A 15,075-nucleotide genomic window follows, 5' to 3' on the forward strand; every position below is an offset into this window, starting at 1 on the left:
CACCGGCGTTTGCGTGGCTATGAGGCGCTCTTGACTGGATCATGAACTGTCATGAGCCTGGCAGAGTTCGCTGCTGGGGCGAACTCAGGCTAGGGGGGTTCATGAGACGAAGAGCGAGATCGATCCTCGCTGTCGGCGCGCTGCTGCTCGGTGGAGCGGCACTCGCACCCATCGCCCAGGCACAGCCCGGCACCACACCGAAAGCCGACGCGGACGAGGTCAAGGTCTTCCGCGCCGAGGTTACCAAGCAGCAGGTACCCCTGCTGCTGGCGACCGGCCAGGACGGTCACGAACTCAGCGAGCAGGCGCCCGAGAAGGGCACCGCGACGGTCGAGGTCTACCTCACCGACAAGCAGGCGAAGAAACTCGAGAAGCAGGGTGTCGCGCTCACCGAGCACACTCTTTCGGCCAAGACGGAAAACCGTCTCGAGGCGGCAGCCGACGGGGTGTTCCGGCCGTACAGCGGCAGCGGCGGCCTCCAGGAGGAGATCCTCCGCACCGCCCAGGAGAACCCGGGCCTGACCAAGGTCGTCTCCATCGGGAAGACGGTCGGGGGCCAGGACATCCTCGCGCTCAAACTGACCAGGAACGCGAAGAAGTCCGAGGACGGCTCCAAGCCGTCGGTCCTCTACATGTCCAACCAGCACGCGCGGGAGTGGATCACCCCGGAGATGACCCGGCGGCTGATGCACTACTACCTGGACGGCTACAAGACCGACCAGCGCGTCAAGAAGATCGTCGACTCCAACGAGCTGTGGTTCGTCCTGTCGGCGAACCCCGACGGCTACGACTACACCTTCCAGAACACCGGCAACCGTCTCTGGCGCAAGAACCTGCGGGACGTCAACGGCGACGGCGTGATCTCCACCGGCGACGGCGTCGACCTCAACCGCAACTTCGCCTACAAGTGGGGCTACGACAACGAGGGCTCTTCCCCCAACCCCACCAGCGAGACCTACCGCGGCGCGAGCCCCGGATCCGAGCCCGAGACCAAGGCGCTCGACGCCTTCGAGAAGCGGATCGGCTTCACCTACGGCATCAACTACCACTCCGCCGCCGAGCTGCTGCTGTACGGCGTCGGCTGGCAGGTCGCGACCGACACCCCGGACGACGTCGCCTACAAGGCGCTCGCCGGCACCCCCGAGAACTCCGCGGTCCCGGGCTATCACCCGCAGGTCTCCTCGGAGTTGTACACGACCAACGGCGAGGCCGACGGTCACGCGGCGAACGTCAACGGCATGGGGATGTTCACCCCCGAGATGTCGACCTGTCAGACCGCCTCGGCCATCGACCCGAACGACCAGTGGAACGCCTCCGACTGCGAATCGGTCTTCAACTTCCCCGACGACGAGAAGCTGATCCAGGACGAGTTCGCCAAGAACGTCCCGTTCGCGCTCTCCGTCGCGGAGTCCGCCGCGCGCCCCGACCAGCCGAAGTCCTCGGTCGGTCTGTCCGCCGCCGACTTCACCCCGGCGCCGTTCACCACCTCGTACTCGCGCGGCGCCGACCAGGAGGTCTCCGTCGTCGTGCGCAAGGCGATCCGCGACAAGGAGCTCAAGTACCGCGTCAACGGCGGCCGTACGTGGGACCAGGCACTCAAGGCCTGGAAGGGCGGCGAGACCTACGGTGGTGAGGACAACCTCTACTTCGACGAGTACCGCGCGAAGGTGCGGGACGGCGAACCGGGCGACAAGGTCGAGGTGTGGTTCACGGGGGAGACCCCCAACGGCAAGAAGGTCTCCAGCGCGCACTTCACCTACACGATCGCCGCGCGGCCCAAGGCCGACACCCTCGTCGTGGCCGAGGAGGGTGCGGCCGCCACGCAGGCGCAGACCTACGTGGACGCGCTGAAGGCCAACGGCCGCAAGGCGATCGTCTGGGACGTCGCCACCCAGGGCGCGCCCGACGCGCTCGGCGTGCTGAGCCACTTCGGCACGGTCGTCCACTACACGGGCGCGAGCACCCCCGGCAATCCGACCCAGCTCGAACTGCGCGCCTTCCTCAACGAGGGCGGCAAGCTGATCGAGGCGGGCGAGCTGGCCGGCGGCAGCGTCGCCCTCGCCGACGGCACCCCGTCGAACGACTTCAGCCAGTACTACCTGGGCGCCTACTCCCGTACGTCGACCCCCGGCGCCACCGGTTTCGCCGGCTCCGGCGAGCTCGACGGGGCCGGCGGGGCCCTCGGCCCGGCGATCGGCAACCCGCTCGACCGGGCGGGCACCTACGGCGTCACCTCGGACGAGCTGCCGGCCGCCGCCTACCCGCAGTTCGCCAGCGCCGGCGCCGGCAAGTTCGCCGGCACGGTCAACCCGTACGGGCCGTTCACGGGCTCGTACATGGCCGCCGCCGTGCACACCGACGACGGCTACAAGCGCCTCACCCGCACCATCGACCTCAGTGGTGTCGGTGCGGCGAGCAAGCCGGCTCTGCGCACCCAGCTGCTGTGGGACACCGAGCCCGGCTACGACAACGCGATCGTCGAGATCCACACGGTCGGCGCCGACGACTGGACGACGCTCCCCGAGGCGGGCGGCGCGAGCAGCACCGCCGTGCCCGCGGAGTGCGACGCCGGGTTCTACATCGGCGAGCACCCGTGGCTGCGGCACTACCTCACCCTCGGCGCGGGCGCGTGCGCGGCGACCGGCACCACCGGATCCTGGAACGCCCTCACCGGCGCTTCCAACGGCTGGCAGCAGGTGAACTTCGACCTGAGCGCCTACGCGGGCAAGAAGGTCGAGGTCTCCATCGCCTATGTCACCGACCCCGGCAGCGGCGGCCACGGCGTTCTCGTGGACGACACCTCGCTGGTCGTCGGAGGCACCGCCACCGAGACCGAGGGCTTCGAGACGTCGCTGGGTGCCTGGCAGGCCGCGGGTCCGCCCGCGGGCAGCCCTGCCGTGCTGAAGGACTGGACGCGCACCGGCGCCCTGTTCCAGACGTACGGAGCGGTCACCACCGACGACACGGTGCTGCTGGGCTTCGGCCTGGAGCACGTCACCGCGGCGGCCGACCGCGTCGCGCTCATCGGAAAGGCCCTCGCCTCACTTGAGAGCTGATATGCGGCTGTCAACCTTGCGTGACAGTTCGTGATCAGATCGAGCGATCGGGCCTTCCGGTCCGGGCGGTCCGTACCCCTACTGGCGGGTACGGACCGCCCTGCCGTGTATGGGCGAAGTCGATGTCACTCCGGCGGCCTCGGAGAGGTAGGGTCGTGGGTGGTCGGGGACATCCCAAATACAGCTCGCCGGCACCGCATAGCCGGTGTATCAACGAGGAGATCGGTTCGTGACGATCCGCGTAGGCATCAACGGCTTTGGCCGCATCGGTCGTAACTACTTCCGCGCGCTGCTGGAGCAGGGTGCTGACATCGAGATCGTGGCTGTCAACGACCTGGGTGACACCGCGACCACCGCACATCTGCTCAAGTACGACACCATCCTGGGCCGCCTCAAGGCCGAGGTGTCGCACACCGCCGACACGATCACCGTCGACGGTCACACCATCAAGGTGCTGTCCGAGCGCAACCCGGCGGACATCCCGTGGGGCGACCTGGGCGTCGACATCGTGATCGAGTCGACCGGCATCTTCACCAAGAAGGCCGACGCCGAGAAGCACATCGCCGGCGGCGCCAAGAAGGTCCTCATCTCGGCTCCGGCCAAGGACGAGGACATCACCATCGTGATGGGCGTCAACCAGGACAAGTACGACGCGGCCAACCACCACGTCATCTCCAACGCCTCCTGCACCACCAACTGTGTGGCGCCGATGGCCAAGGTCCTCGACGAGAACTTCGGCATCGTCAAGGGTCTGATGACGACGGTCCACGCGTACACCAACGACCAGCGCATCCTGGACTTCCCGCACTCGGACCTGCGTCGCGCCCGCGCCGCCGCCGAGAACATCATCCCGACCACGACGGGTGCCGCCAAGGCCACCGCCCTGGTCCTGCCGCAGCTCAAGGGCAAGCTCGACGGCATCGCGATGCGCGTCCCGGTCCCGACCGGCTCGGCCACCGACCTGGTCGTGACGCTGCAGCGCGAGGTCACCAAGGACGAGGTCAACGCCGCGTTCAAGAAGGCCTCCGACGACGGCGACCTCAAGGGTTTCCTGACCTACACCGAGGACCCGATCGTCTCCTCGGACATCGTCGGCGACCCGTCGTCCTGCACCTTCGACTCCTCCCTGACCATGGTCCAGGAGGGCAACACGGTGAAGATCCTCGGCTGGTACGACAACGAGTGGGGCTACTCCAACCGCCTCGTCGACCTGACGGTCTTCGTCGGCGGCCAGCTCTGATCGACAGATCAGGCACCTCGATGTGAGTGCAGGGCTCGGGCGGCGCAGGGACGCGCCGCCCGAGCCCTGACGCACGTACGGATCAGCCTCCCTCACGGTCGCCGGAGATCACGCGCGATCATGAGCACCACGAGCCCTCCTCAGGAGCCCCCGTAATGAAGACGATCGACGAACTTCTCGCCGAAGGCGTCGCAGGCAAGCGGGTCTTCGTCCGCGCCGACCTCAACGTGCCGCTCGACGGCGGCACCATCACCGACGACGGCCGTATCCGCGCCGTCCTGCCCACCGTCAAGGCCCTCGCGGACGCGGGCGCCAAGGTGGTCGTCGCCTCGCACCTGGGCCGCCCCAAGGGCGCGCCGGACCCGGCCTTCTCCCTCGCCCCCGCCGCCGCCCGGCTGGGCGAACTCCTCGGCTCGGCCGTGGCCTTCGCGACCGACACGGTCGGCGAGTCCGCGCGGTCCACGGTCGCGGACCTCACCGACGGCCAGGTCGCCGTCATCGAGAACCTGCGCTTCAACGCCGGCGAGACCAGCAAGGACGACGCCGAGCGCGGCGCCTTCGCCGACCGGCTCGCCGAGCTCGCCGACGTCTACGTCGGTGACGGGTTCGGGGCGGTGCACCGTAAGCACGCCTCCGTCTACGACCTCCCGGCCCGCCTTCCGCACGCCGCCGGCTACCTCATCGCCACCGAGGTCGGCGTCCTGAGGAAGCTCACCGAGGACGTCAAGCGGCCCTACGTCGTCGCCCTCGGCGGTTCCAAGGTCTCCGACAAGCTCGCCGTCATCGACCAGCTGCTGGGCAAGGCGGACCGCCTCCTCATCGGCGGCGGCATGCTGTTCACCTTCCTGAAGGCCAAGGGGTACGAGGTCGGCACCTCCCTCCTGCAGGAGGACCAGCTCCCGGTCGTCCAGGAGTACATCGAGCGGGCGGAGAAGAGCGGCGTCGAGCTGGTCCTGCCGGTCGACGTCCTGACCTCCACCTCGTTCCCCGACCTGAAGACCAAGGCGCCGGGGAACCCGCACACCGTCGCCGCGGACGCCATCCCCGCCGACGAGCTGGGCCTGGACATCGGTCCCGAGACCCGCAAGCTCTACGCCTCGAAGCTCGCCGACGCCGGCACCGTCTTCTGGAACGGTCCCATGGGCGTCTTCGAGCACCCCGACTACGCCGAGGGCACCAAGGCGGTCGCCCAGGCCCTCATCGACTCCCCGGCCTTCACGGTCGTCGGCGGCGGAGACTCCGCCGCGGCCGTCCGCCTCCTGGGCTTCGACGAGAACGCATTCGGCCACATCTCGACCGGTGGTGGCGCCTCCCTCGAATACCTCGAGGGCAAGACGCTCCCCGGCCTCGCCGCACTGGAGGGCTGACCCCGCATGACCACTCGCACGCCGCTGATGGCGGGCAACTGGAAGATGAACCTCAACCACCTCGAGGCCATCGCCCACGTCCAGAAGCTCGCCTTCGCCCTGGCCGACAAGGACTACGAGGCCGTCGAGGTCGCCGTCCTGCCGCCCTTCACCGATCTGCGCTCCGTGCAGACGCTGGTCGACGGCGACAAGCTGAAGATCAAGTACGGCGCCCAGGACATCTCGGCGCAGGACTCCGGCGCCTACACCGGCGAGATCTCCGGTGCGATGCTCGCCAAGCTGAAGTGCACGTTCGTGGCGATCGGCCACTCCGAGCGCCGCCAGTACCACAACGAGACCGACGAGCTCGTGAACGCCAAGGTCAAGGCCGCCTACAAGCACGGCCTGACCCCGATCCTGTGCGTCGGTGAGGAGCTGGACGTCCGCGAGGCGGGCAACCACGTCTCCCACACCCTCTCCCAGGTCGAGGGCGGTCTGAAGGACCTCCCGGCCGAGCAGGCCGAGACGATCGTGATCGCCTACGAGCCGGTCTGGGCCATCGGCACCGGCAAGGTCTGCGGCGCCGAGGACGCGCAGGAGGTCTGCGCCGCCATCCGCGGGAAGATCGCCGGGCTCTACACCCAGGAACTGGCCGACAAGGTCCGCATCCAGTACGGCGGCTCCGTGAAGTCCGCGAACGTCGCCGAGATCATGGCGCAGGCCGACATCGACGGCGCGCTGGTCGGCGGTGCCTCGCTGGACACGGACGAGTTCGTCAAGATCGTGCGCTTCCGCGACCAGTGATCCGAGCTGTGAGTATGCGGTAGCGGCGATCCGTCGTACCCTTGCGGGGGCATAGCGCCACGCGGCGAAGCCGCACCTGGACAACGGCGCTGTGCCCCCGTTGTTCGTCCGACTCGTTATCCGAATCCGAGGAAGTTGGTTCAGCCGTGGTTTTGGGGTTCTCGATCGCCCTGATCGTCTTCAGCCTGCTGCTGATGCTGCTGGTGCTGATGCACAAGGGGAAGGGCGGCGGCCTCTCCGACATGTTCGGTGGCGGCATGCAGTCCTCCGTCGGCGGCTCCTCGGTCGCCGAGCGCAACCTCGACCGCATCACCGTCGTGATCGGTCTGCTGTGGTTCACCTGCATCATCGTGCTCGGCATCGTGATGAAGACGAACAGCTGATCAGCTTCGCACAGTCACGCACATTCCGGTACGTAAGGCCCCATGTTCGGTACGCGCAGCTGAGCGCGGCCTATCATGGGGCTTGCGTCTAGGTGTGGGAGCTGTAACTCCAATCACTGGACGCGCGTTGGGCCTTACGTAGACTGAGGCGCTCGCAGCGAAGCGAAACGCCGACTCGCTTTGCGGCACCATCACGCAGGGAGTTACGACCGTGGCAAGTGGCAACGCGATCCGAGGAAGCCGGGTCGGGGCGGGGCCGATGGGCGAGGCCGAGCGGGGCGAGTCCGCCCCGCGTCTGCGCATCTCCTTCTGGTGCTCCAACGGACACGAGACGGTGCCCAGCTTCGCCAGCGACGCGCAGGTGCCCGAGACCTGGGACTGCCCGCGCTGCGGCTTTCCCGCCGGGCAGGACCGGGACAACCCCCCGGACCCGCCGCGCACCGAGCCCTACAAGACGCACCTCGCCTATGTGCGGGAGCGCCGCAGCGACGCGGACGGCGAGGCGATCCTCGCCGAGGCGCTCGCCAAACTGCGGGGCGAGATCTAACGACCGAGACCGGCCGGGTACCCGAGGGCGCCTGGCCGGACGTGTTTCGGGCACGGGCGGTCGTCCGCCCGCGGGTCGTCTGTCAGTGGTGCCCTCCGCGCGCCCGTGCGGCGTGCTCCGGTGGACATCGAGGCCCTCGGCGGGGCCCCGGCCTGCCTGACGACCACTCACCCCGCCGGCCGGCTGCCGTCCGGCCCGCCCGTTCGCGGCACGCCGGTACGGTCACGCGCCGTCGCACCCTCGTCCTGTCGCGTCCGCTCGTCGCCGCGTTGATACCCGCGGGCCGCGCGGACGTACCTGTTGTTGCCCCGTACGACCTCGGCGCGTCCGCTCACCGACGCGCTGATCAACTAGGTTGGAAGCGGCGGGGCAAGACGTGCGCAGCACGGACAGACGAGGAAAGAGGGCTGAAGTCCGACATGAACGCAGACGGCCGTACGAGGCTCAACCAGACGCCCGAGTGGACCGCTCTGGCCGAACACCGCGAGGAACTCGGCGAGGTACGGCTGCGGGAGCTGTTCGCCGCCGACCCGGAACGCGGCGCGCGATACACGCTGCAAGTCGGTGACCTGCACATCGACTACTCCAAGCACCTCGTCACCGACGAGACGCTGCGCCACCTGCGTGAACTGGCCGTCGCCACCGACGTCTTCGGCCTGCGGGACGCCCTGTTCCGCGGCGAGAAGATCAACACCACCGAGGGCCGTGCCGTCCTGCACACCGCCCTGCGTGCCCCGCGCGACGCGGTGATCGAGGTCGACGGGGAGAACGTCGTCCCGGCGGTGCACGCCGTCCTCGACAAGATGGCCGGATTCGCCGACCGCGTCCGCTCCGGGGCCTGGACCGGTCACACCGGCCGACGTATCCGCAACGTCGTCAACATCGGCATCGGCGGCTCCGACCTGGGCCCGGCGATGGCCTACGAGGCGCTCCGCGGCTACACCGACCGCGACCTCACGGTCCGTTTCGTCTCCAACGTGGACGGCGCCGACCTGCACGAGGCCCTCCGCGACCTGGACCCGGCGGAGACGCTGTTCATCATCGCGTCGAAGACCTTCACCACCATCGAGACGATCACCAACGCCACCTCGGCCCGCAGCTGGCTGCTGGACGCGCTGGGTGACCGGTCGGCCGTCGCCAGGCACTTCGTCGCGCTGTCGACGAACGCCGGCAAGGTCGCCGACTTCGGCATCGACACGGCCAACATGTTCGAGTTCTGGGACTGGGTCGGCGGCCGCTACTCCTACGACTCGGCGATCGGCCTGTCGCTGATGATCGCCATCGGCCCGGACCGCTTCCGCGAGATGCTCGACGGCTTCCACCTCGTCGACGAGCACTTCAGGACCGCGCCCGCCGAGTCCAACGTGCCGCTGCTGCTGGGCCTGTTGGGTGTCTGGTACGGCAACTTCCACGACGCCCAGTCGCACGCCGTACTGCCCTACAGCCACTATCTGTCCAAGTTCGCCGCCTACCTCCAGCAGCTGGACATGGAGTCCAACGGCAAGTCCACCGGCCGGGACGGCAAGGAGGTCGACTGGCAGACCGGCCCGATCGTCTGGGGCACGCCGGGCACCAACGGGCAGCACGCCTACTACCAGCTGATCCACCAGGGCACGAAGCTCATCCCCGCGGACTTCATCGGCTTCGCCGAACCGGCCGCCGAGCTGAGCGACGAACTCAGGGCACAGCACGACCTGCTCATGGCCAACTTCTTCGCCCAGACCCAGGCGCTGGCCTTCGGCAAGACGCCCGAGGAGGTGCGCGCCGAGGGCGTCCCGGAGGAACTGGTGGCCCACAAGACGTTCAAGGGCGACCACCCCACGACCACGATCCTCGCCCGCGAGCTGACCCCCTCGGTCCTCGGCCAGCTCGTCGCGCTCTACGAGCACAAGGTGTTCGTACAGGGCGCGGTGTGGAACATCGACTCCTTCGACCAGTGGGGCGTGGAGCTCGGCAAGGTACTCGCCAAGCGGGTCGAGCCCGCCCTCACCGAGGGCGCCGAGGTCCCGGGCCTGGACGCCTCCACCAAGGCCCTGGTCGCCAAGTACCGGGAGCTGCGCGGCCGGTAGCGGTCACCGGCCGGGAAGGACGGGAAGCGGACGGCGGGCTGTCGTCCGCTTCCCGTAGACTCGCCGCCGATCATGAGGCCGATCTCTCGGGGGAGAGCAACGTGGCGAGTGCGCGCAGGAGTTGGACCGACGGGTCGCTGACCGTCCGCTCGTTCCTGAAGCCCCACGAGGTGGCGTGGGCGGTGTTCCATCCGGCGTGGATACCGCAAGCGCTCGATCCGACGGTGGAACGGCTCAAGCGCGGCAGGGTCATCGCCGGGGCGGTCGCGGCCGTCGGTGTCTACACCTTCGTCCAGGGCGGTTTCGCCTTCGAGGAGATGCTGGAGAACACGGCGATCGCCTCCGCCGTCCTGTTCTTCCTCACCCCGGTGACGGTCGGCGTGATGCTCTTCGTCTGGCGGCGCGGCGGAACCGTCCGGCAGCTGAAGAGGCCGCTGCTCGACTCGCTCAAGCTGCTGCTGCTCTTCATCGTCAGTGTCCTGACGACCGTGGGGATCTTCCGGTCGAGCGAGCTGTTCGGGCTGGTGCCGAGGATGCTGCTCACCCTCGTGGGCCTGTGGGCGGCCTTCTTCGTGATGGCCGGCGCCGTCCGGCTCTCCGGCAACTTCTTCGGTTCCGCCGCGGTGCACCGCTGTCTGCCGCCGCTGCTCGCCACGGTGACGACCTGGCTGATGGCGATCCCCGACCTCGTCGCCGGTGACCTGCACGGCCTCAGCCTCACCATGGGCATCGTCTTCATCCTGGGCGCGCCGGTGACGGTCACCGGGCTCGCGCTGCTGGAGATGCGCCGCCTCAAGCGGCGGTACGGCATCCGGCTGGGGGCCCACCCGGCCACCCTGCCGCCGGCCCCCGCCGGGGCGCCGCTCCAGGTACCCCCGCAGGGACAGCCCTACGGGCACCCGCAGGGACAGCCGTACGGCCGGCCGTACGCACCGGCCCCCGCCCAGCCGTACCCCCAGGGCAACCCGTACGGGTCCTACCGGGCCCCCAACGGGCAGAACCCGTACGGCGGTTGACCGTACGGGTTCTGTGGAGCGGCGACCGCGTCAGGCGGACGCCGGAGGGTACAGCGACCTCGGGAGGCGGGAGGCCGCCGCCGTGTCCAGCAGCCACAGGGTGCGGGAGCGGCCCCGGGCGCCCGCCGCGGGGGCCTGGATCTCGCCCGTACCGGACAGGGCGATCGCCGCGGCCTGCGCCTTGTCCTCGCCGGCCGCGAGCAGCCACACCTCACGGGCCGCCCGGATCGCCGGGAGGGTGAGGGTGACCCGGGTCGGCGGAGGCTTGGGCGCGCCGCGTACGCCCACCACCGTGCGCTCGGTCTCCCGCACGGCCGGCAGCTCCGGGAAGAGCGAGGCCACGTGGGTGTCCGGACCGACGCCCAGCATCAGCACGTCGAACGTGGGCACGGCGCCGTGGTTCTCGGGGCCGGCCGCACGGGCCAGCTCCTCCGCGTAGGCGGCCGCGGCCGCCTCCACGTCGGCGCCGTACGGACCGTCGGAGGCGGGCATGGCGTGCACGCGCTTCGGGTCCACGGGGACGGAGTCCAGCAGGGCCTCGCGGGCCTGCGTGACGTTGCGCTCCGGGTCGCCCTCGGGCACGAAGCGCTCGTCGCCCCACCACAGGTCGAGCCGGGCCCAGTCGACGGCGTCACGGGCGGGCGCGGCGGCCAGCGCGGCCAGCAGACCGTTGCCGTTGCGTCCGCCGGTGAGGACCACGGACGCCTGGCCCCGGGAGGCCTGGGCGTCCACGATCTTCGTGATGAGGCGGGCCGCGGCGGCCTGCGCCATCAGTTCCTTGTCGTGGTGCACGACCAGCTGGGGAGTGCTCACTGCGGTTCCGCTTTCCTGACCGGGGGCATCTGCGCCGGAGTGGGCCGCTCGGCGTCGCCGTGGCCCACCGGGGCGGCGGGCGACGCGTCGGGCGCGGCCGGCGCGGAGTCACGGGCCGCGCCCGCGGCATCCGGCACCGCGCGGACCGGGAGGGAAGGGGCGGGCCGGCCGGCGGCCTCGGCCCGCTCCGCCTCGCGCTCCGCGGCCGACTGGATCCCGCCCAGCCGGTCCACGCCGAACCGCAGCGCGGACGCGTACGTGTCGTCGGGGTCGAGCCTGCGCAGCTCCTCCGCGAGCAGCTCGGACGTCTCGCGGCGCTTGAGCGCCACCGCGCGGTCCGGCTGGCCGGGCAGTGCCAGCGTGGCCATCGCGCCGTCCGACCGGTGCAGTGTGATCGGACCGCCGGTGGTCTCCATGCGGACCTGGGTCAGGCCGGGCCCGGCCGAGATCGCGCGGCGCACGTGCACGTGGAGCCGGTCGGCGAGCCACATGGCGAGCAGCTCGACGCTCGGGTTGGACTCCTCGCCCGCCACTTCGGCGGAGACGATCTCGCAGCTGACCTGGTCGAGGGCGGCGGCCAGCATCGAGCGCCACGGGGTGATCCGGGCCCACGACAGGTCGGTGTCACCCGGCTCGTAGCTCTCCGCGCGGGCCCGCAGCTCGTTGATGGGCTTCTCGGCCGCGTAGCTGTCGGTGACCCGGCGCTGCCCGAGGGCGCCCAGCGGGTCGCCCGCGGGGTCGCGCGGGGCGTCCACCGACCACCAGACCACCACCGGCGCGTCCGGCAGCAGCAGCGGCAGGACGACGGACTGGGCGTGGTCGGATACCTCGCCGTACAGCCGGAGGATCACCGTCTCGCCGCTGCCCGCGTCCGCGCCCAGCCGTACCTCGGCGTCGAGGCGGGACTGGGTGCGGCCCCGGGGGGAGCGCGAGACACGCTTGATGACCACGAGCGTGCGCGAGGGGTGCTCGTGCGAGGCGTCGTTGGCGGCCTTCAGGGCGTCGTAGGCGTTCTCCTCGTCCGTGACGACGACGAGGGTGAGCACCATGCCGACGGCGGGCGTGCCTATCGCGCGCCTGCCCTGCACCAACGCCTTGTTGATCTTGCTGGCAGTGGTGTCCGTGAGGTCTGTCTTCATGGCCGGCGCCAGCTCCGTCCGTCTCGCTCGAGCATCTGGTCGGCCTCGACGGGCCCCCACGTGCCCGACGGGTACTGCGCGGGCTTGCCGTTCTTGTCCCAGTACCGCTCGATCGGGTCGAGGATCTTCCAGGACAGCTCCACCTCTTCCGTGCGGGGGAAGAGGTTCGAGTCGCCCAGCAGCACGTCGAGGATGAGGCGCTCGTACGCCTCGGGCGAGGACTCGGTGAAGGACTCGCCGTAGGCGAAGTCCATCGACACGTCCCGGATCTCCATCGAGGTGCCGGGCACCTTCGAGCCGAAGCGGACCGTGATGCCCTCGTCCGGCTGGACGCGGATGACGATCGCGTTCGCGCCGAGCTCCTCGGTGGCCGTGGAGTCGAAGGGGGAGTGCGGGGCCCGCTGGAAGACGACCGCGATCTCGGTGACCCGGCGACCGAGGCGCTTGCCGGTGCGCAGATAGAAGGGGACGCCCGCCCAGCGGCGGTTGTCGACCTCCAGCTTGACGGCCGCGTAGGTGTCGGTCTTCGACTGGGGGTCGATGCCGTCCTCTTCGAGGTAGCCGACGGCCTTCTCGCCGCCCTGCCACCCGGCCGCGTACTGGGCGCGCACGGTGGAACGGCCCAGGTCCTTCGGCAGCCGCACCGCGCCGAGCACCTTGGTCTTCTCGGCGGCCAGCGCGTCCGCGTCGAAGGAGGCCGGCTCCTCCATGGCCGTGAGGGCCATGAGCTGGAGCAGGTGGTTCTGGATGACGTCACGGGCGGCGCCGATGCCGTCGTAGTAGCCGGCCCGGCCGCCGATGCCGATGTCCTCGGCCATCGTGATCTGCACGTGGTCGACGAAGGACCGGTTCCAGATCGGCTCGAACATCGTGTTGGCGAAGCGCAGCGCCATGATGTTCTGGACGGTCTCCTTGCCCAGATAGTGGTCGATGCGGAAGACCTGGTCGGAGCCGAAGACCTCGTGGACGACCTTGTTGAGCTCCTCGGCCGAGGCGAGATCGTGGCCGAAGGGCTTCTCGATGACCGCGCGTCGCCAGGAGCCGTTCTTCTGGTCGGCCAGCCCGTGCTTCTTCAGCTGCTGGATGACCACCGGGAAGGAACGCGGCGGCACGGAGAGGTAGAAGGCGAAGTTGCCGCCCGTGCCCTGTGCCTTGTCGAGTTCCTCGATCGTGCCGCGCAACCGCTCGAAGGCGTCGTCGTCGTCGAAGGTTCCCTGCACGAAGCGCATGCCCTGGACGAGCTGCTGCCAGACCTCCTCGCGGAAGGGCGTGCGGGCGTGCTCCTTGACGGCGTCGTGGACCTCCTGCGCGAAGTCCTCGTGCTCCCATTCGCGGCGGGCGAAGCCGACCAGCGAGAAGCCCGGCGGAAGCAGACCCCGGTTGGCGAGGTCGTACACGGCGGGCATGAGCTTCTTCCGGGACAAATCGCCCGTGACGCCGAAGATGACCAGGCCCGACGGCCCCGCGATACGCGGGAGCCGTCGGTCTGCGGGGTCACGCAGCGGGTTGCTGCTCGACAAGATTTCAGCCCTCCGAGGGGGCGAGGCGCTGGAGCTCCGCCTCGGTCGACTTGAGCAGGTCGTTCCAGGACGCCTCGAACTTCTCGACGCCCTCGTCCTCGAGGAGCTGGACCACCTCGTCGTAGGAGATGCCGAGCTTCTCGACGGCGTCGATCTCGGCGCGGGCCTGCTCGTAGGTGCCGGCGACGGTGTTGCCGGTGATCGCGCCGTGGTCCTCGGCGGCGAACAGGGTCGCCTCCGGCATGGTGTTCACCGTGTTCGGCGCCACCAGGTCGTCCACGTACAGGGTGTCCTTGTAGGCGGGGTCCTTCACACCGGTGGAGGCCCACAGCGGACGCTGCTTGTTGGCGCCCGCCTTCTCCAGCGCGGCCCAGCGCTCGCCGGCGAAGACCTCCTCGTACGCCTGGTAGGCGAGCCGGGCGTTGGCGAGGCCGGCCTTGCCGCGCGCGGCCTTGGCCTCGTCGGTGCCGAGGGCGTCGAGCCGCTTGTCGATCTCGGTGTCCACGCGGGACACGAAGAAGGACGCCACGGAGTGGATCTTCGACAGGTCCAGGCCGCGCTCCTTGGCCTGCTCCAGACCGGCCAGGTAGGCGTCCATGACCTGGCGGTAGCGCTCCAGCGAGAAGATCAGCGTGACGTTGACGCTGATGCCGAGGCCGATGACCTCGGTGATCGCGGGCAGGCCGCCCATCGTGGCCGGGATCTTGATGAGCGTGTTGGGGCGGTCGACCAGCCAGGCGAGCTGCCTGGCCTCGGCGACGGTCGGCTTGGTGTGGTGCGCCAGGCGCGGGTCGACCTCGATCGACACCCGGCCGTCCTGGCCGCCGGTGGCGTCGAAGACCGGGCGCAGGATGTCGGCGGCGTCGCGGACGTCCGCCGTCGTGATCATGCGGATGGCCTCTTCGACGGTGACCTTGCGGGCCGCGAGGTCCGACAGCTGCTGGTCGTAGCCGTCGCCCTGCGAGATCGCCTTCTGGAAGATCGACGGGTTGGTGGTGACGCCCACGACGTGCTGCTGGTCGATCAGTTCGGCCAGGTTGCCGGACGTGATCCGCTTGCGCGACAGGTCGTCCAGCCAGATCGCGACGCCTTCTTCGGAGAGGCGCTTGAGTGCGTCTGTCATGGAATTACATCTCCTACGT

At 69.7% G+C, this 15,075-nt stretch carries 12 protein-coding genes; 8 read left to right on the forward strand and 4 right to left on the reverse strand.

Translation table 11 applies throughout. The features are described 5' to 3' along the window. Positions 1-101 precede the first annotated feature (101 nt). From OG440_RS28435 to OG440_RS28470, 8 genes are all read left to right on the forward strand, one after another. Entirely contained in the window at positions 102-3,056 is a 2,955-nt protein-coding gene (locus OG440_RS28435) for a M14 family zinc carboxypeptidase (protein ID WP_406009620.1), read from the forward strand. 229 nt (positions 3,057-3,285) lie between these two features. Continuing rightward, positions 3,286-4,296 (forward strand): type I glyceraldehyde-3-phosphate dehydrogenase, encoded by a 1,011-nt coding sequence (gene gap / locus OG440_RS28440; RefSeq protein WP_356263603.1) that lies wholly within the window; start codon positions 3,286-3,288, stop codon positions 4,294-4,296. Positions 4,297-4,451: 155 nt separating this feature from the next. Then, positions 4,452-5,663, forward strand: a complete 1,212-nt coding sequence (locus OG440_RS28445) for a phosphoglycerate kinase (protein ID WP_406009621.1) — start codon at positions 4,452-4,454, stop codon at positions 5,661-5,663. A gap of 6 nt (positions 5,664-5,669) precedes the next feature. Then, positions 5,670-6,446 (forward strand): triose-phosphate isomerase, encoded by a 777-nt coding sequence (gene tpiA, locus OG440_RS28450; protein WP_406009622.1) that lies wholly within the window; start codon positions 5,670-5,672, stop codon positions 6,444-6,446. Positions 6,447-6,598: 152 nt separating this feature from the next. After that, a complete protein-coding gene (gene secG / locus OG440_RS28455; RefSeq protein ID WP_385667426.1) occupies positions 6,599-6,829 on the forward strand; it encodes a preprotein translocase subunit SecG in 231 nt (76 codons plus the stop codon). A 211-nt stretch (positions 6,830-7,040) separates the two neighbouring features. Further along, on the forward strand, positions 7,041-7,376 hold the full coding sequence (locus tag OG440_RS28460) for an RNA polymerase-binding protein RbpA (protein WP_078615979.1): 336 nt from the start codon (positions 7,041-7,043) through the stop codon (positions 7,374-7,376). A gap of 419 nt (positions 7,377-7,795) precedes the next feature. Further along, complete coding sequence (gene pgi / locus OG440_RS28465; protein ID WP_406009623.1) at positions 7,796-9,445, forward strand: glucose-6-phosphate isomerase; 1,650 nt, start codon at positions 7,796-7,798, stop codon at positions 9,443-9,445. A 101-nt stretch (positions 9,446-9,546) separates the two neighbouring features. Continuing rightward, positions 9,547-10,461 carry a hypothetical protein gene (locus tag OG440_RS28470; RefSeq protein ID WP_406009624.1) on the forward strand — a complete coding sequence of 305 codons (915 nt, stop codon included), beginning with the start codon at positions 9,547-9,549 and terminating at the stop codon, positions 10,459-10,461. 30 nt (positions 10,462-10,491) lie between these two features. Here OG440_RS28470 and pgl read toward each other — a convergent pair whose 3' ends face one another. The 4 genes from pgl to tal are packed head-to-tail and all read right to left on the reverse strand — an operon-like array spanning position 10,492 to position 15,056. Continuing rightward, a complete protein-coding gene (gene pgl, locus OG440_RS28475; RefSeq protein WP_406009625.1) occupies positions 10,492-11,274 on the reverse strand; it encodes a 6-phosphogluconolactonase in 783 nt (260 codons plus the stop codon). Then, positions 11,271-12,413 (reverse strand): glucose-6-phosphate dehydrogenase assembly protein OpcA, encoded by a 1,143-nt coding sequence (gene opcA / locus OG440_RS28480; protein ID WP_406009626.1) that lies wholly within the window; start codon positions 12,411-12,413, stop codon positions 11,271-11,273. The genes pgl and opcA overlap by 4 nt, the downstream gene beginning before the upstream one ends. Then, positions 12,410-13,936, reverse strand: a complete 1,527-nt coding sequence (gene zwf / locus OG440_RS28485; protein WP_406011482.1) for a glucose-6-phosphate dehydrogenase — start codon at positions 13,934-13,936, stop codon at positions 12,410-12,412. The genes opcA and zwf overlap by 4 nt, the downstream gene beginning before the upstream one ends. A gap of 1 nt (position 13,937) precedes the next feature. Continuing rightward, entirely contained in the window at positions 13,938-15,056 is a 1,119-nt protein-coding gene (tal, locus tag OG440_RS28490; protein ID WP_406009627.1) for a transaldolase, read from the reverse strand. Between the last annotated feature and the right edge of the window lie 19 nt (positions 15,057-15,075).

This window comes from Streptomyces sp. NBC_00637 (assembly GCF_045161545.1).
Taxonomy (GTDB): domain Bacteria; phylum Actinomycetota; class Actinomycetes; order Streptomycetales; family Streptomycetaceae; genus Streptomyces.

Coding starts and splice junctions, on each gene's coding strand:
- OG440_RS28435 (WP_406009620.1), top strand. CDS start 102: ATGAGACGAAGAGCGAGATCGATCCTCGCTGTCGGCGCGCTGCTGCTC.
- OG440_RS28445 (WP_406009621.1), top strand. CDS start 4,452: ATGAAGACGATCGACGAACTTCTCGCCGAAGGCGTCGCAGGCAAGCGG.
- tpiA (WP_406009622.1), top strand. CDS start 5,670: ATGACCACTCGCACGCCGCTGATGGCGGGCAACTGGAAGATGAACCTC.
- pgi (WP_406009623.1), top strand. CDS start 7,796: ATGAACGCAGACGGCCGTACGAGGCTCAACCAGACGCCCGAGTGGACC.
- opcA (WP_406009626.1), bottom strand. CDS start 12,413: ATGAAGACAGACCTCACGGACACCACTGCCAGCAAGATCAACAAGGCG.
- tal (WP_406009627.1), bottom strand. CDS start 15,056: ATGACAGACGCACTCAAGCGCCTCTCCGAAGAAGGCGTCGCGATCTGG.